The sequence below is a fragment of the Chryseobacterium artocarpi genome (assembly GCF_001684975.1).
GTDB classification, from domain to species: domain Bacteria; phylum Bacteroidota; class Bacteroidia; order Flavobacteriales; family Weeksellaceae; genus Chryseobacterium; species Chryseobacterium artocarpi.
Genome location: NZ_MAYH01000050.1, coordinates 101,879 through 124,590 on the forward strand (window position 1 = coordinate 101,879; position 22,712 = coordinate 124,590).

A 22,712-nucleotide genomic window follows, 5' to 3' on the forward strand; every position below is an offset into this window, starting at 1 on the left:
TTTATTTTTAGAATGGAACTTAGAAAATGAAAGCAAAAAGTAAATCTTATATCGTTAAAACCTCCAGCTATCTCCTCTAAGTTCCAGCATTATATTATACCATCATATCTGCACAATTGGAGCTTGCGAAGGCAAAGGGTTTTGCTTTAAATACATATCCCATTCCCAGAATATATCCCATTGCATCTTTTAATGCTACATTGGATTTAAAATCAGGGTCGGTATTAATGTCTGCGTGTACCTCCATTTCTACTCCATAAGTATCCAATACAGAACAGATCGCGTATGCAATTTCAACGGATTTGTTGACTTCATTCAGCATTCTCTCTTTGATACTAATCGTCTGTATTTCTCTTTCTTTTCTGATAAAGGTAAACGCTCCTTTTCCTTCACGAATAAATACTACTGCTGTAGCATAATTAATAGCTTCTCCATATACATGAGAGTCTGATCCCACACATACTTTCAGACGATGTCCGTCTGCCTGTTCGCGAATGATGGCTTTTTCTACCAGCTGTGTGATAGAGTCCTGGAAAATTTTTCCATTCATATTCTGCCATGTTTGTTGTTGCGTTTCCATTTTTTCTACATACTTTATTTATAATTGATAAATGATTGTTGATAATTAATTGGTGAATGGTCAATAGTCTATTCGCCCTGTCAATTTAAAATTCTCTTGCTTAGCAAAATTCACAATTGACTATTCACTTGTTGCACTCTGAACTGGACTCGAACCAATACCATCAGTTTTGGAGACTGAGATGCTACCATTACAATATCAGAGTAAAAGTTGTTAATTCATTAGGACTCGAACCTAAACTCCAAGAATCAAAATCTTGTGTGCTGACCAATTACACTATAAATCAGATTAACTCATGAGTAATAAGTAATTGGTAATGAGTAATGATGAAAACTACTTTTCTATCATTCATTACTTATTATTCATCATTCTTATTTTGTGGAACAGACAGGAATTGAACCTGTACCTTTAGTTTTTCAGACTAACGTGCAGACCTACTACACCACTCTTCCCTGCTTATTAGTAATGAGTAATGATGAAAACTATTTTTCTATCATTCATTACTTATTATTCATCATTCTTATTTTGTGGAACAGACAGGAATTGAACCTGTACCTTTAGTTTTTCAGACTAACGTGCAGACCTACTACACCACTCTTCCTTGTTTTATAAGTAATGAGTAATTGGTGATAACTACTTTCCTATTATTAATTACTTATTGCTCATTTAAAAAAGTAAAAGGTTGTCTCTTTTTATTGACTAAAGATCTTCTGCTCTTGACAAACCCTTTTTCTTTTCTTCATTTGTGTGAATGGTAACTGGTCAAATTATTTACAATTTGAATTTTCATGGTTTTAGATTAATTCTTTATTGACCAGTTATTCACATCCAGTACTCTATAAGGGAATCGAACCCTTGTTTTCTGCTCGAAAGGCAGGCGTCCTTACCGTTAGACGAATAGAGCGAATTTTATATTTATCATTCATTACTTATTGCCCATTATTCATGATAAAAAAGAATAAGCCTGTCTTTAAATTTGCTTAACTATAAAGAACTTCTGCGCTTGACAAGCTTTTCTTTCGAAAATTATATTGAGCATTTAATATTTTCTTTGACCAACTGACTAGGAATCGAACCTAAACAACAAGAGTACAGTTCCTGCATGCTGCCATTACATTATCAGCGGTTTTGTAGTGGAAGTAGTAGGATTCGAACCTACTCAGCTATAAGCAACAGATTTACAGTCTGCCCCGACTCTCCAACTTCGGCGTACTTCCAGATTTTTCATGAGTGATGAGTAATTTTATCATTCATTACTTATTCTTCATTATTTATTCTTCATTATTTATTCTTCATTATTTATAAAAAGAAAAAGCCTGTCTGTATTTTGTGTTTTGGCTTAAAGATCTTCTGCTCTTGACAGACATTTTCTTTTCTTAATAAAGGATATTTTTTGTCATAAGTGATAATGGATGAAGCATTCTTTATATTCACTTATAATTTTTGAGATGGTTATGGGATTCAAACCCACTCAGCTTATGCAACGGTTTTGCAGACCGCCCCGACTCTTCCACTTCGGCGAACCATCATTTTTATGATTATTTGTTTTCATTAAAAAATAAAGTCTGTCTATATTTTTGTTTGAACTTCTGCGCTTGACAGACTTTATTTTTACCTAAAATTGTATTAATCATATTTTTCTTAACTCCTCGTTATTTATTATTAAAAAAGAAAAGTTTGCCTGTATTTTAGTGTTTGGTGTAAAGATCTTCTGCTCTTGACAAACTTTTACTTTTCTACTGAAACAATTAACATTGAGTTACTGCGATTCCGGAAAGATTCGAACTTTCAACTTCTGGCTTAACAGACCAGCGCTCTACCATTGAGCTACAAAATCTTTGTACGGGAAGAGGGATTCGAACCCTCAGCGCCTTGATCCTAAATCAAGTGTGTCTACCTTTCCACCATTCCCGCGGATTTTTTATGAGTAATGATCCATACTGCCAATGATTACTCATTATTTATCATTTTGTCTGGAAAGCAAGATTCGAACTTGCGACCTCCCGCGTCCAAGACGGGTAAACAACCACCGTTATCTTTCCAGCTTTTGGGTTCACTTCTTTTTCTTTTCCGGGAGACAGCCGGATTGGAAATTTTTCGTGAACCGCTTTGTAACCCCAGAAAGATTTGAACTTTCAACCCCCGGTTTAAAAGACCGGTGCTCTAACCTATTGAGCTATGAGATTTTATATTTTGGGTATCTTCGGGGATCGAACCCTGTTCTCCGGTTCCACAGACCGGCGCTTTACCAAATAAGCTAAAGAAACCATAAAAAAAGCGCCTCTTTTTGGGAGGCGCTCGTTTATATTTTTACGTAAAAGATCATTAGCTGACCCACGTATATAAGCACCTTTTATCCACAATTTCACTACCATAAACACACACAGTACCTGTCGGCTCCTGTCCGAATATTACTGATGGTTGATTGAGTATGTTATGTAATTGTTTCATTTTATTTTTGTTTTGTTTTTAAATTATTTTTTGTTGAATCCTGAAAACCTGTTGCTTTCAATTTTCGGTTGCAAAGTAAATATGAATTTTTGAAACCCGCAAATAAATTTTTAAATTAAATTATTGAAAATCAAATAGTTAAATACAAAATAAAGAGTAAGAAATTTCTGTCCGCAATATTTTGCAGATATTTCAAATACCTAAATGACTGTCTCTCATTGGGTTGTCTATCACTCTATTTTATTGTATTAAAGTTGCATTGTTAATTAAAAATTTTTCATGTTTATGGTTATTTTTTTTCATTCTAAATAATTTCTGACCTAAAAAACAAAAAACGTCTCGATTTTTCGAGACGTTTCTGCAGTATTTTGATTAATTTTTTACAAGTTTACAGTAAATAATTTCCAAAGTCAGCACATTTCGCCTCATTCCATATCATCCTATCATATGCGAACAATCCTTTTGTAGAAGGGCTTTCGCATAGTATTGCATTGATATGTGCTCTTTGTATTGTCATAATTTTCTGGCGCAAAGATATGAAATTTTGGTATGATGTATCAATGTTTAGTGATTAAACATCCTGTTTCTGCTGGTTTTAAATGTTGAGATATCTTTTAGAATTATTTTAAACACATTCTATTTATTCATCTAATTTTTCAGGTTGGATAAACAAATCTCCCTGATAATCATAAAGGCTTTTGTGTTCTGAAGTTGCTATGGTAACTACTTCTTTAGCTTCTATTAATGAAAATGCGGGAAATTTTTCCTTAATATACTTTACGGCATGTAAGGGTGATTTTCCTTTTGATATCATTTCCTGTACAATTTCAAAAGGATTTTTATCATCATATTTAAAATGAAGATATTTAGCTGTATTATCCATTCTAATTTTTATCTTTTAATTTCTAAACATTTTATTTCTTCCGGTTTTATATCTTGAAATATCTTTCAAGATCACCTCATCATCAGGATTAAAGTGTTTCAGTTCATTGACAATTTCTGAGCGCGTCCCTATTTTTTCAGCAATGATTTCGTAGGCAATATTTCTTGTTATTGATTCCAGTTTCGGATCTTTTTTAAATTCGTGTTTCATTGCATCCAGATAGATGATCTTTTTGTGAGCAGGAGTTGTTCCGTAGAGTTCCTGTATTTCTGATTGCAGTTTTTGAATGTCAAAGATATTGGCAAAGTAGTTATTCAGACAATTGAATGTATCCTTATCTTCTTCCCATCCTTTTAACAGTATTTTTTGTGCAGCTTCGGGGTTTTCCATTTTCTTCCGGTAAATCAAAGAAGCTTTCACCATCTGATTGTTCGAAATATAATCATCGGTCACCATCTGGTAATAGGTATGAGCATTTTTAAGATCATTGATTTCTCTGTAAAGATCACCCACCTTTTCTTTCTGCTCCATTTCTTTGTAAAGGTCTATTGCTTTTTTATACTGTTTAGCTTTTTCATAGCAATTGGCAGCATCGGATTTATTTTTCAGCTTTTTAAGGTATACTGCTGCGGCTTCATTGTAGAACCCTCCATCTTCTAATGTCTTTGCTCCTCTGTAATTGTCCTGAAGCAGATTCATATAAACTTTTGCCGCTTTTTTATAATCATTTTCGGCGATATATTTTTCAGCGAGTTCTTCATATTTGCTTCTGATGCGATCAAATAGTGAATTTTCTAAGTAAAAATTTCCACCGCCGGCTCCTTTTCGCCGTGTATTTCTTTCGTTTTGTTCTTTGTCTTTTAAAGAAGCAATAACCATCAGGATGATAAAGGCAACGATCAGGAAAATAATCAGGGTTCCCACAACACTCCAGAAACTTTCATGAAAAAGCTGTGCAACGATTCCAATGATCTTAAACATTGCCAACAGCACAAAGGCTGCCATAAATTTGTCTATAAATTTCTGCTTATTCATCATCATCGGAGTTTAAAATGGTTTTATCATCTCTGAACAAACGGTAAAGAAGCAATATAACGCCAATTGCCAATATCCATACGAACCAATTGTAACCAAACATTTTTACCAACGGATAAAACAGGTATACTAACATTGCTACAAGAATAATGATCAGAATAAATTTCACCCAGGTGGGTACATGATCTCCACCTACATTTAAAGATTTATTTTTAAATAGAAAAGAATACAATCCTACTCCCGCAATCATAAGAATCACCATATACAGAATATCTGAAACAGGTGTTTCTTTTTTCAGTTCATTTCCACCGGAGTCAACACCTTTCACTTTTGAATCTTTTATGGTGGAAGGCGGAGGAACTCTATCAAGCATATCGATGGTTCCATACAGTTTTCCCAAGGAGTCTTCCATCAGTACCTGTCTTTTCTTTAGGAGATATTTTACAACATCTCCGTTCACTGGTTTTCCTTTGGTATATTGTTTCAGGGAATCTGAAATTTTACGCTTTAGCGGTTCAGTTCTTTCTTTAACTTGCTTTGTTATTTTCTTGGTATAAATGGTTTTAAGGGAATCTCGGCTGTGCTGTTCATTTTTATTAAGCTTTTGGATATCATGACTTATTTCTCCAATGTCTCTGCCTCCTTTCTTTTTATATTCTTCTTTTGCTTCTTGGGTTTGTCCTTCCAATAATCCGGCATTGAGAAGTTCATTAGACAATCCTTTTCTTTTGCCATGATACATGGAATCAATCTTCATATCTATTTCCGAGACTCCTGACTGAAAAGCAATCATATCTGAAGGCGTTTTCACCTCATCTGTCACAATGTTACCTGATGAAACAATGTCTTCTTCCTGCTCGGGCTTATTTTTATCTGATGGTAAAGCGATTTTCAGGACAATGGCAATCACAATAACTGCCCAGAATGCTCTACGGAAATTTCGGGTTCCTTTACTTTCGGGATTATCATTTGAACCTCCACCGAATAGTCCTTCAAGCCAGGTAAATTTCCCGAAGCCATCACCTCTGGATGTTCCCATGATATCTAAAGGAACTCCCAGCTCTATTGCTCTTTCCGGATATTTTTCAATATATTCTAAATACTTTTCAATTTCTTTTTTGTTTCCAGCCATTACCTTTTTCAGATCAAACGGCAAGTTATTCATCCATTCTTCTTCGGTTTGTGGGTTTTGTAATGCTTCCAAAACTTTATCATCGTCCATTTCTACGGTATAGCTTTCTATGAACTGAGGAATTTTGACACCATTCAAAGGTTTTCTAACCGGTTCGTCTATCTTTTCCGGCTCCTTAATCAAGTCTATCCAGTCAATCTGCTCTGATAATTTCACAATACCAAACTCAGGATGCATAATGAGAAAATCCGCATCCACAATTTTCCAGTCCTCTGGATTTATTTTGGGATAAAACGTCGTATTTTCAGGGATGAAAAGTTTATTGTCTATAGATTGGAAGTAAGCATTTTTTCCGATTTCCTGAGGAGCAAGGTCATTAAATATCAGAAAGCATCCGTACAATACATTGGGAATGTCTGCCGGAACTGCATAGGATTTTATTCCTTGAAGATCTATCCCAAGTGTTTCCATTTCCTGAAGCCACATGGCAGGCGAGGAACCTTTAATCAAAAGTCCTTTTCGGGGATAATTATTTTTCGGAAAAGGTTGTATTCTAAGCTCCATAATCCAAGATCTGTTCTATAAATACTTTTAAAAATCGATCACACATTTCATCCATTGTCTTTACTTTCAACAGGGCATGTTCCGGAAGATAATATTCTGATCCTCCAAACTCGGTATATGTTGCCAGAGATAGGAATCCATTGGCTGCAGAAGGAATAAAAAATTCTTCAATGCTTTTATTACTGCTTCTGAAAGTCAGCATTCCGCGGGAGTCTGCAATAATCTCACTACCGTCCGGAAAGGTAAATTTATTCTTGTTTTGTTCTGCAAAAACCTTTATCTCATATCTGTTTTTGGAGAAGTTTAATGTATTTTCAGAAGCGCTGTATAATTGGTGACCTGAAATGACAAGATCTCCATATACATTGATTCCAACTCTATTAAAATTGTTGATTATTTTCAGCCCGCTTTGTTTCAGCTTTGCGGCTTCTGTTCCTGCTTTTATGGTATTTTTATCAATCTCTTTGTCTTTACCGGAAATGGTTTCTAAAGAGATGTTTCCTTCTATATTTATTTTGTACAATAAAGGGTTGGCAAATTCATGAAGGTAAAAGTTTTTCCCGAAGTAGATCAGTTCGTAAGTTTCCGGAATATTCAGCCCGGTAACATTCTGTTCTGAGTATTCTTTTGTATTTAAATTTAGCTTGGAGACTAATTTTTTATTCGGCTGATACTGACATAGAATAAAATGTTGCTGCTTATTTTTGGCAAGAGCAAATTTTCCGGAAGATTTTATAGAAATGTCTTCTATCAAAACTTCACAGCCATGATAGGTTTTATAATAATCGTAAGAGTGTCTGTCGTAATAATTATCGGAAAGATAAGTTTTCAACAGATGTTTTTTTGAACTCAGAATAAAAAATTCTCCCTCGTATAAAAACTGTGTAATTTTATTAGTCGGTGTAGGAAATAAAATAGGATAGTTCAGAGGAAGGTCTGTTTTCTTTCCATTTAAATTAATTGTTGCCTTTTTTTGCCTTGGCGGGTTTGCCCATAATTCCTGAAGGGGAAGTTTTATTTTCTGAATATGCTTTCTTGCTCCCTGATGATGTTTGTAAAAATTAATTTCTCCGTCTGCAGTGGTTGTTACAAGAAATTTCAATCGATCTCTATTCTGATGAATGACTTTCTGTACTTTTTCATCGGTAACATTATCCTGATGGGTAATAAAGAAAACTTCAATATCTTTTTGTGTGTTCTCCTCGTTAAAAAACTTTTCTAATGCTTCTGAAACTTCCAGAACCGGGCTGACATGATTTAGGCTCTCAATTACTTCTTCAACTTTATTAAGAGAAATTGGTAATCCGGTTTGTCCCAATGCGAAAACCTTACATTCGGAATGTGCTTTCGGGTGTTTGATAACAGCAATAGCGGATGCAAATGCTAATACCTTGGGTGCTCCCCAATTTCTCAAGGAAGTGTCAATCAGAATAATTCTTTCAAAAATATTTTCTTCAGGTGGTATTTCTCTTTGAATGTATAATGCTTCATTATTGGCAACACGATTCATAAAGACCTCATCTTCATTGGCAAATTCGGATAAAAGCATTCTGTGAAAATCTCCTTTATTGGTCATATCTGAAATTCCTCCAATCGGTTGTTCTCCCGGTGAAAGATGCCGCATCGGAATTCTGAGTCCGCTCCAGATTCTTTTGATAAGACTTCCAACCTGAAATGTTTTGGGTTCTTCGATCAGTTCTTTGATAAAGTTTTTATTTGTCTCTGCTGTTGTTTCTTCCTGAGCAATTTCGTCATTTAACTCCGGTTCATTCACCAATCCTTTCATTGCATCTATGATGGATTGTGTTGTTGGAAACCTTTCGTTGAGATCCATAGCAGACAGATCTTTATTCAGTACTGATGGTCCTGCATGTTGTTTTTCAGCACTGTCAGCCAGTTCTTGTGGTCTTCTATAATAGATTCTTAAAGTGGCTTCGGCATTCGAGGCAGATATTCTGTTGTGACTGTCTTTAAATAAGGTCTGTAAGAGAATAATTCTATTCTGCTTTTGCTTATAAACTCGTGGAAGTGCTTTTATTTTTTCAAGGAATTCAATTTCTCTTTCTGCATTAAACTCAAAGTTTCCGGTACTGTAAAATTCTGCAGTTTTTCTTAAAGGACCTGCAAAATCTGTATATCCATCCTGCATGGCATATAAAACCATCAGCAAAGCCCCAAACGGCGCCCATCCTATTGGCTGAAGTTCTTTTAAAACCTCCATGATATAAGGTCTGTACGCAATAGCTCCCACTCCCGGTACCGAGATGAGGTTATTGTCATTATATCCGGAATCACCGGGAATATCTTCGTCGGTTTTCCATTCCCAGAAATAGTTTTCGTAGGATTGGAAATATGCCTTTAATTCCATTCTCTTGATTTTTCAGTAAGACGAAACGAGCTTACAGACAATGGTCGAAAATCTGTTTTTCTGATTGAAAGATAATTTCCATTCTCGTCCCATAAAAGCCATCCATCTGATTCTTTATTATATTTCTGTTGTAAGAAAATGCTTAAATTTTTAAATTCAAAATCAAACCCTGAAGGCAGAAGATGTCCGTCTTTGACCCAATATGTTTTGCCAGGCAGACTTAATAATGGGATCCCTATGAAAAAAGCATGATCATCTATTAAAGTCCATTCTATTTTTTCCAACCTGAATTTCGGTAGTGCGGCAATAATGTCTTTGATCTCATTCATATTACATAACAATGCTATTACCGGACGTTCTTCATTACTTTCCTTTAGCCTGATCTGTACTTTTTCATTGATTCCAAAGTAATTATTGTTGAAAGCCGGAAAAGTAAGCTTTAATGCTTTATCAATCGGGGACCACAGTAATCCTGTTCTTACTTTTTTGCTGGGCACCAAGGCTTCTTTTTTAAACAAAAGACCATCACGTAGCTCATAGAGCAAAAAGTTGGGCAACTGATGAATCTCCGAAGCCTGTGATTGTTCTTCTGTAAAGCCTTTGAGCCAGATTGTTTCATCATCCGCCGCTATCTGAATATTCTTCCAGTCTCTGATAGATCCCAGAAAATCTTCATCTACTCGGGGAAGTTCTGCCCAGAATTCTTTTATATTGTTTGAAGAATTTTCTGCCATAAGCTTTCAATTTCCTGCTGAATGTATTGTTTCTGTTCAGGGTTTCGTATCCAGTCGCAACGGGTCTGCAGGTATCTTAATTTATCTTTGATCACATTTTGTTCTTCGAAGCTCAGCATTCCCTGGTTCCATTTATCCACAAGGATTTTTACATCCTTCATGACGTCTTCCGGATTAGGCGTTTTGTTTTGCATTGCCTGTGGATGGGAGTTCGGATGATCATCTTTTTCAATAGTTCTGTTAATAATTCCTTCCAGGATTTCTATCTGTTCTTCAGTGTCCCAGATATGTTTTAACACCCAAAGGTCTGAAAGTACGGCTTCTTTTCTTCCACAAATCAGCGCACTAGCAGCAATTAAATTCTGGAGTTTCACAGCTCTACGGTCAGAAATGGCAATTCCTGTATTTCTAAGACTCATAATGGTATTCAGATAGACTTCATAGATAGGTCTTAAATCTACCGCTTTACATAGATTCTGAAGTTCTCTGATCTCATCTGCATGAATTTCAGGAATATCTGTTTCTTCTTCGTTTTCTAATTTTCTTCCGGCTAAAAGCACCTGTTGTAATAGTTCTGGATTTACATAATCTACATTAATTCTCACCAAAAAACGATCGAATAATGCATTCAAAGCCTCATCTTCGGGAAGGACGTTACTTGCACCGACAAACATCAAAGCTGGTAAATATTTGGTTTCTTTTCCTCTTTTAAAGATTTTTTCGTTGAGTGCCATCAGCAATGAGTTCAGGATCGCGGAATTGGCATTGAAAATCTCATCCAGGAAAACCATGGAGGCTTCAGGCATCATTCCTTCGGTATTGGTCAACAGTTCTCCTTCTTTTAATTTTCTGATATCAAAAGGACCAAAGATTTCGTTGGGTTCTGTAAAACGGGTCAACAGGTATTCAAAGTTCTTTCCGTCTTTCACAGTTTTCGCCAGAGTTCTTACAATGGCTGATTTTGCTGTTCCCGGAGGTCCGTACAAAAAGGCGTTCTCTCTTGCCAAAAGACAGATTCCCAACAGATCCACCACATCATTTTTGCCTACGAAAGTATCTTTTACGTAGTTTAGAACGGTATTGAGTTTATTGATATTCTGAGTCATTGATTTTCTTCAGTTATTATTTTTAATTCTCTCCAAAATGCATCTTTATGCATTCCAAATTCTGCAATAAGCAGTTTATTGATAAACGGAATTTCCGCCAGTTTGTAATCTTTTTTTTCTACAATCCTTTCCAGATATAATTTCCGATAAGTTTTGTCTTTAAGTTCTTCTTCCCAATTTACTCTTTTCAGATCAAGATCATACCCAATTCCTGAATAATGAAATCCTGTCAGAATATCTTCAAGCATTGTGATCAAAGTATCCTCAGGATCTACCGAATGTAATGCTGTGATAATGTCCGGTAAGAATCGTAATGACAAGTCTGCTGACAGTATGGATGAAATATCTCTGGTTCCTTTAAATTTTGGAATAAGTTTTTCTAGATTGTTAGCTGTATTCTCTCTTATAAGATAAAGTTGAGCGCTATGATATAGTACTTTTGCAGCCCAAACAGCCGTTTCTTTGTTGCAGGTTAGCTGATCGGATAAAAACTCAAGTCTTTCTTTTTCAAATTCTGTTTCAAAATAGTTTTCTGCTTCCTGCTCTTCTTTGAGGGAAATTTCCTGGATATTCGAAAAAAGGGTAATACATTCTTTCTTTCTCAGTAGAAAGATGGTGTCTAAAAACGGTGACTTGGTTTCCATCATCTAACAAAAATAAAATTATTTCGTTGAGAATAAAATTTTTGAGAGAGGGATTGGTATTAAATTGCGTTTATTGGATGATGGGATAAGAAAATTGAAGGCTGGAAAAACCAAAATGATGATTTTTTAATTGCCACGAATGCACGAATTATTCTTTACTTATAAATCTATGTATCTATGTGTTTTTTTTACCACATAGATACATAGAACCTAATGTCTTATATACTAAGTCGTAAAAATTCGAGCATTTGTGGTAAAAATTTTGAGAGAGGGGTTGGTATTAAATTGCGTTTATTGGATGATGGATAAGAAGATTGAAAAAAACAAAATGGTGCTTTTTTAATTGCCACGAATACACGAATTATTTTTAATAATAAATCTATGTATCTATGTGGTTTTTTTACCATATAGATACATAGAACCTAATGTCTTATATACTAAGCCGTAAAAATTTGAGCATTTGTGGCAAAAATACAGATTGGTTTTTCACAATGACGGTTTAAGCAACAATTTCAATGATATTGTTTTCAGGATCGAGGATGACGCTTTCATAATATCCATCGCCTGTTGTTCTGGGCTCTCCTGCGACTATATAGCCGTCTTTTCTCAAAGTTTCTGTAAGCTCATTTACTTTTTCTTTACTGTCTACAGAAAAGGCAAGATGAATAATCCCGAACTGCTGGGATTGGTAAGAGTTTTCACTTTCTTTGATATCCGGTCTTGTCATAATTTCAATACGGCATCCCTGATCAAAACTAAGGAAATAAGATTCAAAATTTTTAACTGGATTGTGGTATTTTTCATTAGAAACAGCTCCAAAGTATTTCTGATAAAACTCTTTTGATCTTTCAAGATCTTTTACCCAAATGGCGATATGCTCTATTTTCATTTTTTAAATTTTAATATGGCAAAATTACCATGCTTGTGATAGGGATACCCGCTCTCTATTATTGGATTGTTGTTCTGTATTTACCTCTTTAATTTTTAATGTAAAATAAGAATAAAGCGATTAAAATATTGAGTTAATAAAGCTTCACTGTTTTTAAAAAGAATTCTTTATCAATTGGAAACAAAGGCTTTCAATCTGTTCGTTATGAGGAGATCAATATAAAAGTTATTATCTTTGTGCCAGTCAAAATAAAATTATGAGTATTCACATCAGTGCAAAAAAAGGAGAAATTGCTAAAGTAGTATTGCAGCCGGGGGATCCGCTTCGTGCACAGTATATTGCTGAAAATTATTTAGAAAATGCGAAACTGGTAAGTAAAACCAGAGGGATCTTTTATTATACAGGTCTTTACAAAGGTAAGGAGATCACTGTAGGTGCCAGCGGAATGGGTTTCCCTAGTATCGGAATTTATTCTTTTGAGTTATTTACAGAGTATGAAGTAGACACGATCATCAGAATCGGGACTTGTGGTGCATACAATACGGATCTTAAACTTTTTGATATTTTAAATATTGAAAATGCTGCAAGTGAAAGTACCTATGCTAAATATGCATGGGGAATAGAAGACGAAATTCTTTCTCACCAGGGAAATATCTTCAACACTATTAATGAAACTTCTAAGGAGTTATCTACAAATGCAAAAGCAATCAACATTCACAGTAGTGATATTTTCTACAGAAAAGATCCAAACACTCCTGAAATTGCTACAAAATACAACTGCCCTGCAGTAGAAATGGAAGCTTTCGGATTATTTGCGAATGCTCAGCACTTAGGAAAGAATGCAGCTACAATCCTTACGGTAACTGACATCATCCCAACTCACGAAAAAATCTCTGCTGACGAAAGAGAAACAGCTTTGAAACCAATGATGGAATTGGCTTTAGAGTCTGCAATTAAGAGTTTATAAGAAACATTTGCTTTTAGCATTTGAGCCCATAAAAAAGAGCTTTACTTTATCAGTAGAGCTCTTTTTTATATTCTGAAAAAATTTCTGGCGGTTTCTGTAGTTTCATCGGCAACTTCGGAAATGCTGATCTTCTTCAGATAGGCAATCGTCTGTGCCACATAAGGTAAAAAAGACGGTTCGTTTCTTCTGTTTTGAATCCTAGGCATATTCTTCGGGAGCATAAATGGTGCATCGGTTTCAATCATCATTCTGTCCAGAGGAACATACCTGATAACCTCTTCCAAATGTTTGAACCTTTTCTCATCACTGATGGCTCCGGTAAATCCTAAGTAAAATCCTTTATCCAGATATATTTTTGCTTCTGCCAATGTTCCGGTAAAGCAATGTACAACGGATTTAGGCAACTTAGAAAGATATTCATCTGTAATTTCATTAAACCTTTTGAAAGCAGATCTTTCATGAAGGAAAAGAGGTTTATCTACTTCGATTGCCAGTTCCAATTGTGCTTTATAGCATTTTTCCTGAACGGGTCTCGGTGAAAAATCACGATCGAAGTCCAAACCACATTCTCCCACTGAGATGACATGATCTTTCTTCAGTAATGTTCTCAATTCATTGCTACTTTCATGATTAAATGATTTTGCATCATGAGGATGAATTCCGGCTGTTGAGAATAAAATATCAGGATAGTCTTCTGCAATTTCTGCTGATTCTTTGCTTCCGCGGACGCTTGTTCCTGTAAGAATCATATGATCTACTCCGCTATCCAAAGCCCGGTTTATGATCTCGTCTTGTTCGTTATAGAACTGTTTATTGGTCAGGTTAATGCCAATATCAATGTACATATTCATTTTTTATTTTTTGTTATTATTTTGCCCGGGTTGTAATTTCCCAGTTTTCATTTTGTTTTGGATTCTCTGTTGTGTTCATCACAAGCCTGAATTCAATTTTTCCTTTGTCTTTAGTGGTAAAAATTTTAAAATAAAGATTCCCTGTTTCAGCATATTCTTCTGATGGCTGGTGAGTAAGATAATACGTCTGAATCGTGGAAAGATCTTTCTGAAGATTAGTATTTTTCACCAAAAAATCCAGGAATTGTTTTCTTTTTTCTACGATTGATTTCGAACTTAGATCAGTTGTTTTATAAGTTCCTTCAAAAACGGCGACCAGATTATCACAGCCTGAAATCTCAGCAGTAGCTTCGAATTTATCAGAAGTATATTTTTCCTCAACCGTTTCTGTGTAATTATGGATATCAATACTTCTTTTATGTTCTGAAGCAGATTTAAAAATCTTTTTATCTTTCCATTTGGCTAGATTACAGCTTGTGAGATAAGATTCTTCGTACACATTTCCGTCTTTATAGACAAAGGAAAGCTCCGTTGATTCTAAACTGTCAGCAGGTTTACTGTAGGAACGATAGTTTTGTGTTGCAGCGGCTTTTAATTTTCCGTTTTCATAGGATAGCCCGTTTATAATATTGTAGGAAAAGGGTGCGTATTCCAGAATTTCATGTCTTTGGCTGATCTTATTGTCTTTTCCCATGATGATATAAAGAATCTCAGAATTGGTATTGGAATTTCCACCCAACATCCCTTCGGAGTTTCTTTCTATGATATAATCTGTAATACCGTCGTTATTAAAATCTTCGGAAGCAATCTTCTGTAAAGTAACACTATAAGGATCTTCATCATTTTTAAAAGAAACCGTATAGTTTTTATAATCTATTTCTTTCGGTTTTTCACTTTTTACCTCTTCGTCCAATAATGTTTTAAGAATATCAAAATCTTTTTGAGCTTGGGTGTTTGGAACAGGTTTTACGGCTTCTAATGAATCTTTTTTAACTTCAGGTTTATGGTTTTCTTTTTTGCATGAAAACAAAACCAAAGCAGCTATTACAATATATTTCATGTGATGTGGTGATTTGTGGATGGTAAGTTAAATCATTTTCAAATAATATTTATGAATGAATAATTTCTTTAAGCATTGCACTCAGTTTCGGAAGTGCAGAAGAGCTGTTCTCCTGTATTGAATTTAGGGTTTTAAAGCCTTTAAGAATATAATGAAAATAAGTATCGTTTTCAGGATTAATAATAACGATGTGTTTAGCTCGTATTTTCACCGTTTCTACAATGTTTACAGGTAAAGCCGTAGATCCTGAGGTTCCTACTACGAATAATATATCCGTATGATCTGCAATATTATAGGCAGTATCAAAATAGTAATACTTTTCATTATAACACTCATCAAACCATAAGGTATGCGGACGTAGCCAGCTGCCACATTTTGTACATTTCAATCCGTCAATATCTTCCTGAGTAAGATCTTCCGTATATTCTTTTTGTTTTACGTTTTCAGGAAAAGCAATAGGTCCACTGCATTCTTTTGAACACCGTACGTTCTGTTTGTTTCCATGAATTTCATAGACCTTCTGTACTCCTGCTCGCTGATGAAGTCCATCGATATTCTGAGTTATCAATCTGAATCTGTCACCTAAAAGCTGTTCAATTTCAGTAAGGGCAAAATGACCTTCATTCGGCTTTGCTTCTTCAATGAGCTTTTTCCAAAAGAGATTGTACTGCCATACTTCCTCTGGTTCCTGTCTGAAATACTTCAAGGTTCCAAATTCTTCCGGACGATGATATTTTGTTCCTTTAATCCAGATTCCGTCTATGGAACGGTAAGTAGGAATTCCACTTTCTGCTGAGATACCCGCTCCGGTAAGAAAAGTAACATATCCTGATTTATTTTTTATAACCTCATTGAGTATTGATTGTAATGCTTCCATGTTTTTAGTTTTTAAAGCAGAATTAAACGGATATATCTGCCGGTCAATTCTATTGTGTGCAAAATTACACTCCAGGAACGCAATCTTTTTGCGCAATACATTATTCGTTAATAAATTTTTCCAGAAAACCGATCAGTTTTTTTCCTCCATGGCTCCAGCGAATCCCATGTCCTTCCTTTTCTCTGACTTCAAAGACAAGTTCATGTTTATAGTGAAAGAAAACGTTCCACCAGGTCTTATTTTCCAGGATATAATGAATTTTCTGCATTACTTTTTCCTGTTTCTGCTGATTATTTCCTTTTACTTCACCCCAAAAATCTTCATCTGCTCTACCGGTATGCTTTTCCCAGGCACGTTGTGCAATGGTAATTTCAGAATTAAAAGGTTCTTTACAGGCTTCAATCAATATCTCATTTAAAGGCGGAATAGCCCGTTCATCACGAATACTTGCAGAAGTAAGTCGCTGTCCTAAAACAATCAGCCAATCTTCAAATGGAATGGCTTCCAGATGTCTTGCTTTTACCTCATCGGTTTCAACACTGTTAAATATGTGGATAAACTGATTGAAAATTTCTTGTCTGCTAACTTTTATTTCTTCATTAAAATAAGGAAGATCTAAATCCAGTGTACCTTTCTGATACTTTTGAATATTTTCCGACAGGTTTTTCATGTGTTGTTCTTCTAAAACAGCATGATATTTTTCTTTCCAGGAGTCTGAAAATAAAAGAATATAACTTCCAAATTTATTCATTATAAGTCTGTATCAGATTAACAAATAGTTTTTCTTCTTCGATCATATAGGCAATAAGATTAAACCATTCTTTGCAATGATCCAGAATCCATGCATCGGAAGAAATTATAATTCCTGACGTTTCAGCAAGAATTTTATCCGGACTGAATTGCAGTTCCGCTTCCCAGTTAAGGTTATGATCCGCAGCAAAATCAAGAATGATCTGTTTAATTCTTCCGCTATTGGAAACCGGCTGATCAAATATCCACACCAATTTCTGAGCATAACTTTTCTGGAAAAAGACAGAAACAAGTTCTATAGCTTTTTGAGTTTGATTTACTCTTTTATATGTACCATGAACTCCGGAAAGATCACGAAAGCAGCCATCTAATCCTTCAAAAATGTATGCTTCAGACAAAAGGCTTTCCAATAGAATCAATACGTTGAAACCATCGAGATAAATAGTCTGATCTTTTAGGTCTGAAATATTTAACTGCTTTAGTTTTCTGCCACGAATCTGTATATCTGATGCCGCAGCGCCTCTCAAAGCCTGTATCTGCCTTGTTTTCAAACGATATCTATTACCCACAAGTTCGGATGTTGCTTTTTCGGCATAACCTCTTGTCAGTAAATACTGCATATCCTGAACAGCCAGTTTTAGCTTACTTATCTGCTTCTCTGAGCCGAATAAAGTATCGTCACCTGTATTTTTCCCGCGGTTTCTGTTATTCATACTCAAAAATAGAGTTTTTAGGGTAAGATTGAGCTTATTTTTTGATCGCTTATTTGTACTTTTAAAGAAAATGCACAAGATCATGAAAATATATAATTCATCACTTCTTCTCTTACTTTTTTTCTTCAGTTTCATTTTTTCAAATTGTGAAAACAAAGGGAAAAATATTACCGCAACTTTCTTATCCAAGAACACGACAAAAAACAAACTGAAAAAGGTAGAAAATTTTGATAAAAACACCCAAACCATCCATGTTCTTGTCGCATTGTGTGACAATAAGTATCAGGGAATAGTTCCAGTGCCTGAAAAAATAGGGAACGGGCAGGATCCTGATCAGAATTTGTATTGGGGCGCAGCATATGGTATCCGAACTTATTTTAAAAAGAGTAAAGACTGGAAGCTATTAAGGTCAGAAAAAAAAGATTCTATAAGAATGGAAAGGCTTATTTTTCAACATGTTTCCAAGAAAAATTATTATCTGGTTGCAGATGCTTATGATGGTCAGTATATTAAAAACTGTACAGCAGATTTTCTTTACAGCAGTTCGGGACAGATGAAGGATGTTCTTACTGTCAATAATACCCGCATCGGTCTTTATGGAAATTCCAGACTTGTTTCTTATATAGGACACGATGGTTTAATGGATTTTCAGTTATCAGAATCTTTTAAAAATACGGATAATCAAACGAGAGACTGTATTATTTTGGCTTGTTACAGCAAAAAATTCTTCTCTCCACTTTTAAAGGAAACTAAAGCCAATCCTTTGGTATGGTCCAGCCATCTGATGGCTCCTGAAGCATATATTCTTCATGATGCTTTAGCTGCTTATATCAATAAAGAATCTGCTGAACAAATCAGAAGCAGGGCGGCATTAGCATATTCAAAATATCAGAAATGCAGTGAGAAAGCGGCAAGAAACCTATTGGTGACGGGCTGGTAATATCATTTTACTTCCTTATGGCAAAGTATGTTATGTTTTCTACAACAAAAGAGATATTTCATACAACGTTTTGATATTTATTCGGGATAAGTTTGCAAAGACTTAAAAATATCCTTATGAATACACTGAAAAAACTATGTTATTTGTCTGCAGCGATTCTTTTATCAGCGCCTTTCGTATCATGTTCCAATGATGATGACACTGAAATTGTTATCGAACAGCAGACTCCTTCGCAGGTTCTTGCTTCTACTCCATGGGAAACTACGGGAGCTAAGGATAAAAACGGAAATAGTGTAGCATTAACTGATGCCAGTGTAGCTGGTTATGTAGGTTTTGCTTACTTTAAAGCAGACGGAAAGTTTGCAATTTACAGCCTGACTGACGTATTAAGATCAAGAGGAACATGGTCCGTAGATGAACATGGAAAAACAAGAACTATTGCTTCTTTAAATCCTGATGGGTCTACAATCTTCACCCGTGATGTGGAAATCCTTGTTCTGAATAAGAATGAATTCACATACAGAATTCGTCCTAATGCAGCTGATCAGACTATTTATTATGATATTATCCATACGAAAACTCCTCATGCTGAACCAACGAACGGACAGCTTACATTAGCTTCTACTCCATGGGAAACTACGGGGGCTAAGGATAAAAACGGAAATAATGTAGCATTAGCAGATGCAAGTGTAGCGGGATATGTAGGATATTCTTACTTCAAAGCAAACGGAACGTTTAAAATCTTTGGGTTAAATGATGTTCTAAGATCTCAGGGAACATGGTCTCTTTCTCCGGATGGAAAGAAAAGAACTTTAGTTGGTTTAGATAGCAATGGAAATGTTACTTTCACTCGTGTTGTAGATATTATTACTTTGAATGCAACTACTTTTACCTACAGAATTACTCCTGATGCAGTAAACAACCCTACTGTATATTACGATATCATCCATACTAATGTGACTCATAATGAGCCTCAGTAGAGATTATTTTTTTGATAATAAGGGAAACCTGCTCAGTGAGCAGGTTTTATTGTTTTTATGATGTTGGTCTTAATTAAACAGTGATTTTTTTTCTTTATTTACCCAGCCTGCTAAGCTTTCATAGTTTACATAATAAATTTTCAGGTCTGCGTTGTAAGTACTGCTAGTAAAATAGATTCTCTTACTGGCGGTAACTGCCTGATTGGTAAAGAACCATTTTCCACGATTGACATCAGCCATCGTACTGTTTGTTACTTTGTATACTTTTAAATCAGCCTGGTATGAATTGTCTACAACCAATACTTTTATATCTGCCTGATTGATGTTCTTAGTTTCAAAAACTTTCTGAGCTTTCATATAAACTCCAGAGAAAAGCAATAATATAGATACTATCAGTTTCATAAAGTATTTATTTTTAAACGTAATAAAAGATACGGATTACTTTACCAATATTCTTCCCACCATTTTTTCCAGACTGTATTTTCCAACTGATCAAGATTTACTTTTTCACCTATAACCGGCAAAGTAATAGGTTGATTATTTTCTTCTGCATTTTTGGATGCAAGTTCTACAGGTTCAAACCATGCATGCTGAGCCAATTTGAATTTCGAGTGGTGTACAGGAATAAAGTTTTTTGCTTTTAATTCCTTTACTTCGCCTATCAATTGATCTGGTAAAGTATGAATGTAGGGCCATTTTTCATTGTATTGTCCACATTCCATAACGGCAAGATCAAAAGGACCATACTTCTCACCTATTTCTGTAAAATGGTTTCCGTAGCCACTATCGCCACCTAAAAATAATTTTTTAGTAGGAGTTTTCAGTACAAAGGAGGTCCAAAGTGAAATATTCCTGTTTAAAAGTCTCCCGGAAAAGTGTCTTGCCGGTGTCAGAGTAATTCTGAATCCTTCGGCGATATCAATGCTTTCCCACCAGTTTTTTTCAATGATTTTTTCCAGATCCCAGCCCCAATATTCAAAATGCTGTCCTGTTCCCAAACCACAAATAACTTTACCCACTCTGTCTTTTAAAGCCTGAACAGTTTTATAATCCAGATGATCCCAATGGTCATGAGAGATCAACAAAAAGTCGATATCCGGCATATGTTCCGGCTTATAATAATCTGCTCCCTGAAATGCTTTGATGGAACCTGGCATAGGTGATGCATTTCCACTGAAAACAGGGTCTATCAGGAATTTCTTACCATCAACCTGTATAAAGTAAGAGCTATGCCCAAACCAGATTAAGACATTCTCTTTCGGGTCAAGTTTCTTCAAATCTGTTACTACAAATGGAAGCGCTGTTTTAGGGGAAGTATTCTCTACTTTACATAAGCTGTTCAAAAGTGCTTTGGTCATACTTTCTCCTTCCAATAGTGGTGGTGTGATAAGTATATTCTGAAATCTCCCATTGATATAATTGGGAAGTGTACTGAAGTATTCCTTTCTTTTTTCGTCAGGAAACTGCCCGAGTTGTTTTACTAAATTCATTTCCTTATTTTTTACATTCTGAGTCTTTCTTCTTCAAAATCAAGTCTCGTTAAATAATGTCTTATATATTCTTCGTCAATATTGGGGTTCCGCCTGTTTTCTTCCCTAAGCCAGATTCTCTGTACTTCTAATGTTGTAAAGTAAATTTCTTTAGCTTCATCAGATAGTTTGTGAACGGAGTCTTCTTTATCTTCCTGCTCCCAACGGTCCATCAACTTATTGAAGTATTCGTTTTCATTTCTTCTTTCTTTATAGTTTTCGTTAAGATATTTTAAAGCTACACGACGCATTCCTTTCCTTAAAAATTGTTCTGATTCCTCTTCTGATAAATATCCACTATTAGAATCTGATAGTTTAAGTTTCTTTATCAAAGTTGGTAATGTTAACCCCTGAATAATCAATGTAGCTAAAATGACAATAAAGGTAATAAACAGAATAAGATCACGATGAGGAAAAGGTTGTCCGTTATCCATCACCACAGGAATGGATAATGCTGCTGCCAATGAAACCACGCCACGCATTCCCGTCCAGCTCATTAATATAGGTGCTTTCATTCCCGGATCTCTGTCTGCGACATTGATAAAATTCCGCATGATCAGCGTAACAAAAACAGCACCAAAGGAAGATAAAAACCTGACAATAATAAGTACAGCAGTAATTAATAATCCATAGGTAACAGCTTGTGCAAGGCTGATTCCTTCTTTATCCAATCCGACCATAATCTCCGGAAGGTCTAATCCTATCAATAGAAAAACTATTCCGTTAATCAGAAATACGAAACTTTCCCAAACGTTGGAACCTTTCAATCTTGATTCTGAAGTTCTGAAAATTTCATGTCTCCTGACAGAAAGAAATAATCCGCCACTCACAACAGCCAAAACTCCCGATGAATGAACTTCTTCTGCGACAATATACATGACATAAGGTGCTACCAGACTAAGAATAGCATCCATATTGACATCAGTAGGAAATATTTTTTCAATTTCAAGAAAAATAAAAGCTAAAACCACGCCTATTCCCAATCCCCCGAATACCATCCATCCAAAGCTTAAAGCTGCATCCTGCCAGATAAATTGTCCGGTAGCCACCGCCACCATTGCAAACCTGAAAATAATAAGGGAAGATGCATCATTGAACAGACTTTCTCCTTCTAAAACGGTAGATACATTTTTAGGAACTTTTACAAATTTTAAAATTGCACCAGCACTCACCGCATCGGGTGGAGATACAATTCCACCCAGGACAAAGCCCAATGCTAATGAAAACCCGGGAATATATGAGTTGGCTACAAAAGCTACCGTTATTGCGGTAAGAAACACAACTATAAATGCAAAACTGGTAATGATTCGCCTCAGCTTCCATATTTCCTTCCATGAGACGGCAAAAGCAGCTTCATAAAGTAAAGGAGGTAAAAAAATAATAAAAATAAGTTCGGGATCAATTTTTATTTTGGGTAATCCGGGAATAAAGCTGATCAGCAGTCCGGCAATTACCAAAATGATAGGATATGCTACTTTTAAACGATTGGCAAGCATAACAGCCCCAATAATTACAAGGACCAATCCTAGATAATAAACGAAATTTTCCACCATCTGTTTTCAATTAATTTTAAACCAATTTAACTATTTTTTGAGAAATATGATGGTATTGAATGAACATCAATATTAACAAATCAATAAAAATACTGCCAGGTTTTGG

At 35.3% G+C, this 22,712-nt stretch carries 20 protein-coding genes and 12 tRNA genes; 3 read left to right on the top strand and 29 right to left on the bottom strand.

The annotated features are described in order from the left end of the window. Positions 1-94: 94 nt before the first annotated feature. The 21 genes from BBI01_RS21005 to BBI01_RS21095 form a co-directional block, all read right to left on the bottom strand. Positions 95-580, bottom strand: a complete 486-nt coding sequence (locus BBI01_RS21005; protein ID WP_065396608.1) for a ribonuclease H-like YkuK family protein — start codon at positions 578-580, stop codon at positions 95-97. A 134-nt stretch (positions 581-714) separates the two neighbouring features. Continuing rightward, positions 715-785: transfer RNA gene (locus tag BBI01_RS21010), tRNA-Trp, on the bottom strand. 8 nt (positions 786-793) lie between these two features. Then, positions 794-866, bottom strand: a tRNA-Gln gene (locus BBI01_RS21015). 93 nt (positions 867-959) lie between these two features. Further along, positions 960-1,032, bottom strand: a tRNA-Phe gene (locus tag BBI01_RS21020). A 76-nt stretch (positions 1,033-1,108) separates the two neighbouring features. Next, positions 1,109-1,181, bottom strand: a tRNA-Phe gene (locus BBI01_RS21025). Between the two features lie 231 nt (positions 1,182-1,412). Continuing rightward, a tRNA-Glu gene (locus BBI01_RS21030) sits at positions 1,413-1,484 on the bottom strand. A gap of 230 nt (positions 1,485-1,714) precedes the next feature. After that, a tRNA-Tyr gene (locus tag BBI01_RS21035) sits at positions 1,715-1,797 on the bottom strand. Between the two features lie 229 nt (positions 1,798-2,026). Next, positions 2,027-2,108: transfer RNA gene (locus BBI01_RS22945), tRNA-Cys, on the bottom strand. A 237-nt stretch (positions 2,109-2,345) separates the two neighbouring features. Then, positions 2,346-2,417, bottom strand: a tRNA-Asn gene (locus BBI01_RS21040). 4 nt (positions 2,418-2,421) lie between these two features. Further along, positions 2,422-2,494: transfer RNA gene (locus tag BBI01_RS21045), tRNA-Leu, on the bottom strand. A gap of 58 nt (positions 2,495-2,552) precedes the next feature. Continuing rightward, a tRNA-Pro gene (locus BBI01_RS22950) sits at positions 2,553-2,624 on the bottom strand. Between the two features lie 68 nt (positions 2,625-2,692). Continuing rightward, a tRNA-Lys gene (locus BBI01_RS21050) sits at positions 2,693-2,766 on the bottom strand. A gap of 9 nt (positions 2,767-2,775) precedes the next feature. After that, positions 2,776-2,848, bottom strand: a tRNA-His gene (locus BBI01_RS21055). Positions 2,849-3,671: 823 nt separating this feature from the next. Beyond that, complete coding sequence (locus BBI01_RS21060) at positions 3,672-3,914, bottom strand: hypothetical protein (protein ID WP_065396609.1); 243 nt, start codon at positions 3,912-3,914, stop codon at positions 3,672-3,674. 15 nt (positions 3,915-3,929) lie between these two features. Beyond that, positions 3,930-4,949, bottom strand: coding sequence for a soluble NSF attachment family protein (locus BBI01_RS21065; protein WP_065396709.1), 1,020 nt, complete (start codon positions 4,947-4,949; stop codon positions 3,930-3,932). Continuing rightward, a complete protein-coding gene (locus BBI01_RS21070) occupies positions 4,942-6,645 on the bottom strand; it encodes a bpX3 domain-containing protein (protein WP_065396610.1) in 1,704 nt (567 codons plus the stop codon). Before BBI01_RS21070 ends, BBI01_RS21065 begins: the two co-directional genes overlap by 8 nt. Further along, entirely contained in the window at positions 6,635-9,013 is a 2,379-nt protein-coding gene (locus BBI01_RS21075) for a hypothetical protein (RefSeq protein ID WP_065396611.1), read from the bottom strand. Before BBI01_RS21075 ends, BBI01_RS21070 begins: the two co-directional genes overlap by 11 nt. Then, on the bottom strand, positions 9,004-9,747 hold the full coding sequence (locus BBI01_RS21080) for a hypothetical protein (RefSeq protein ID WP_065396612.1): 744 nt from the start codon (positions 9,745-9,747) through the stop codon (positions 9,004-9,006). The genes BBI01_RS21075 and BBI01_RS21080 overlap by 10 nt, the downstream gene beginning before the upstream one ends. After that, a complete protein-coding gene (locus BBI01_RS21085) occupies positions 9,720-10,853 on the bottom strand; it encodes an AAA family ATPase (protein ID WP_065396613.1) in 1,134 nt (377 codons plus the stop codon). Before BBI01_RS21085 ends, BBI01_RS21080 begins: the two co-directional genes overlap by 28 nt. Continuing rightward, positions 10,850-11,500, bottom strand: coding sequence for a conflict system bpX4 domain-containing protein (locus BBI01_RS21090; RefSeq protein WP_228394048.1), 651 nt, complete (start codon positions 11,498-11,500; stop codon positions 10,850-10,852). Before BBI01_RS21090 ends, BBI01_RS21085 begins: the two co-directional genes overlap by 4 nt. Before the next feature lie 496 nt (positions 11,501-11,996). Next, positions 11,997-12,386, bottom strand: a complete 390-nt coding sequence (locus BBI01_RS21095; protein WP_065396614.1) for a VOC family protein — start codon at positions 12,384-12,386, stop codon at positions 11,997-11,999. A 256-nt stretch (positions 12,387-12,642) separates the two neighbouring features. Here BBI01_RS21095 and deoD point away from each other — a divergent pair, with 256 nt between their 5' ends. After that, a complete protein-coding gene (gene deoD, locus BBI01_RS21100) occupies positions 12,643-13,353 on the top strand; it encodes a purine-nucleoside phosphorylase (protein WP_065396615.1) in 711 nt (236 codons plus the stop codon). A 65-nt stretch (positions 13,354-13,418) separates the two neighbouring features. On the opposite strand, the gene BBI01_RS21105 is transcribed toward deoD, so the two are convergent. The 5 genes from BBI01_RS21105 to BBI01_RS21125 all read right to left on the bottom strand — a co-directional run bounded on the left by BBI01_RS21105 (position 13,419) and on the right by BBI01_RS21125 (position 17,604). Beyond that, positions 13,419-14,204 carry a TatD family hydrolase gene (locus tag BBI01_RS21105; protein WP_065396616.1) on the bottom strand — a complete coding sequence of 262 codons (786 nt, stop codon included), beginning with the start codon at positions 14,202-14,204 and terminating at the stop codon, positions 13,419-13,421. 16 nt (positions 14,205-14,220) lie between these two features. Then, positions 14,221-15,264, bottom strand: coding sequence for a hypothetical protein (locus BBI01_RS21110; RefSeq protein WP_065396617.1), 1,044 nt, complete (start codon positions 15,262-15,264; stop codon positions 14,221-14,223). A 49-nt stretch (positions 15,265-15,313) separates the two neighbouring features. Continuing rightward, on the bottom strand, positions 15,314-16,141 hold the full coding sequence (locus BBI01_RS21115; RefSeq protein ID WP_065396618.1) for an SIR2 family NAD-dependent protein deacylase: 828 nt from the start codon (positions 16,139-16,141) through the stop codon (positions 15,314-15,316). A gap of 100 nt (positions 16,142-16,241) precedes the next feature. Further along, positions 16,242-16,892 (bottom strand): tRNase toxin domain-containing protein, encoded by a 651-nt coding sequence (locus tag BBI01_RS21120; protein WP_065396619.1) that lies wholly within the window; start codon positions 16,890-16,892, stop codon positions 16,242-16,244. Next, positions 16,885-17,604, bottom strand: a complete 720-nt coding sequence (locus tag BBI01_RS21125) for a DUF434 domain-containing protein (protein ID WP_065396711.1) — start codon at positions 17,602-17,604, stop codon at positions 16,885-16,887. Before BBI01_RS21125 ends, BBI01_RS21120 begins: the two co-directional genes overlap by 8 nt. Positions 17,605-17,686: 82 nt before the next feature. Between BBI01_RS21125 and BBI01_RS21130 the strand changes: the two genes are divergently transcribed. Next, entirely contained in the window at positions 17,687-18,544 is an 858-nt protein-coding gene (locus tag BBI01_RS21130; RefSeq protein ID WP_228394049.1) for a hypothetical protein, read from the top strand. Between the two features lie 116 nt (positions 18,545-18,660). Beyond that, on the top strand, positions 18,661-19,524 hold the full coding sequence (locus BBI01_RS22955; RefSeq protein WP_065396620.1) for a DUF4822 domain-containing protein: 864 nt from the start codon (positions 18,661-18,663) through the stop codon (positions 19,522-19,524). Positions 19,525-19,593: 69 nt separating this feature from the next. Here the strand turns inward: BBI01_RS22955 and BBI01_RS21140 are convergent, their stop codons facing one another. The 3 genes from BBI01_RS21140 to BBI01_RS21150 are packed head-to-tail and all read right to left on the bottom strand — an operon-like array spanning position 19,594 to position 22,606. Continuing rightward, positions 19,594-19,926, bottom strand: a complete 333-nt coding sequence (locus BBI01_RS21140; protein WP_065396621.1) for a 7(1) septoil knot domain-containing protein — start codon at positions 19,924-19,926, stop codon at positions 19,594-19,596. A 41-nt stretch (positions 19,927-19,967) separates the two neighbouring features. Then, a complete protein-coding gene (locus tag BBI01_RS21145) occupies positions 19,968-21,014 on the bottom strand; it encodes an MBL fold metallo-hydrolase (protein ID WP_065396622.1) in 1,047 nt (348 codons plus the stop codon). An 11-nt stretch (positions 21,015-21,025) separates the two neighbouring features. Continuing rightward, the gene (locus BBI01_RS21150) at positions 21,026-22,606 is read right to left on the bottom strand and encodes a Na+/H+ antiporter (protein WP_065396623.1); all 1,581 of its coding nucleotides are present in this window, start codon (positions 22,604-22,606) and stop codon (positions 21,026-21,028) included. Positions 22,607-22,712 lie beyond the last annotated feature (106 nt).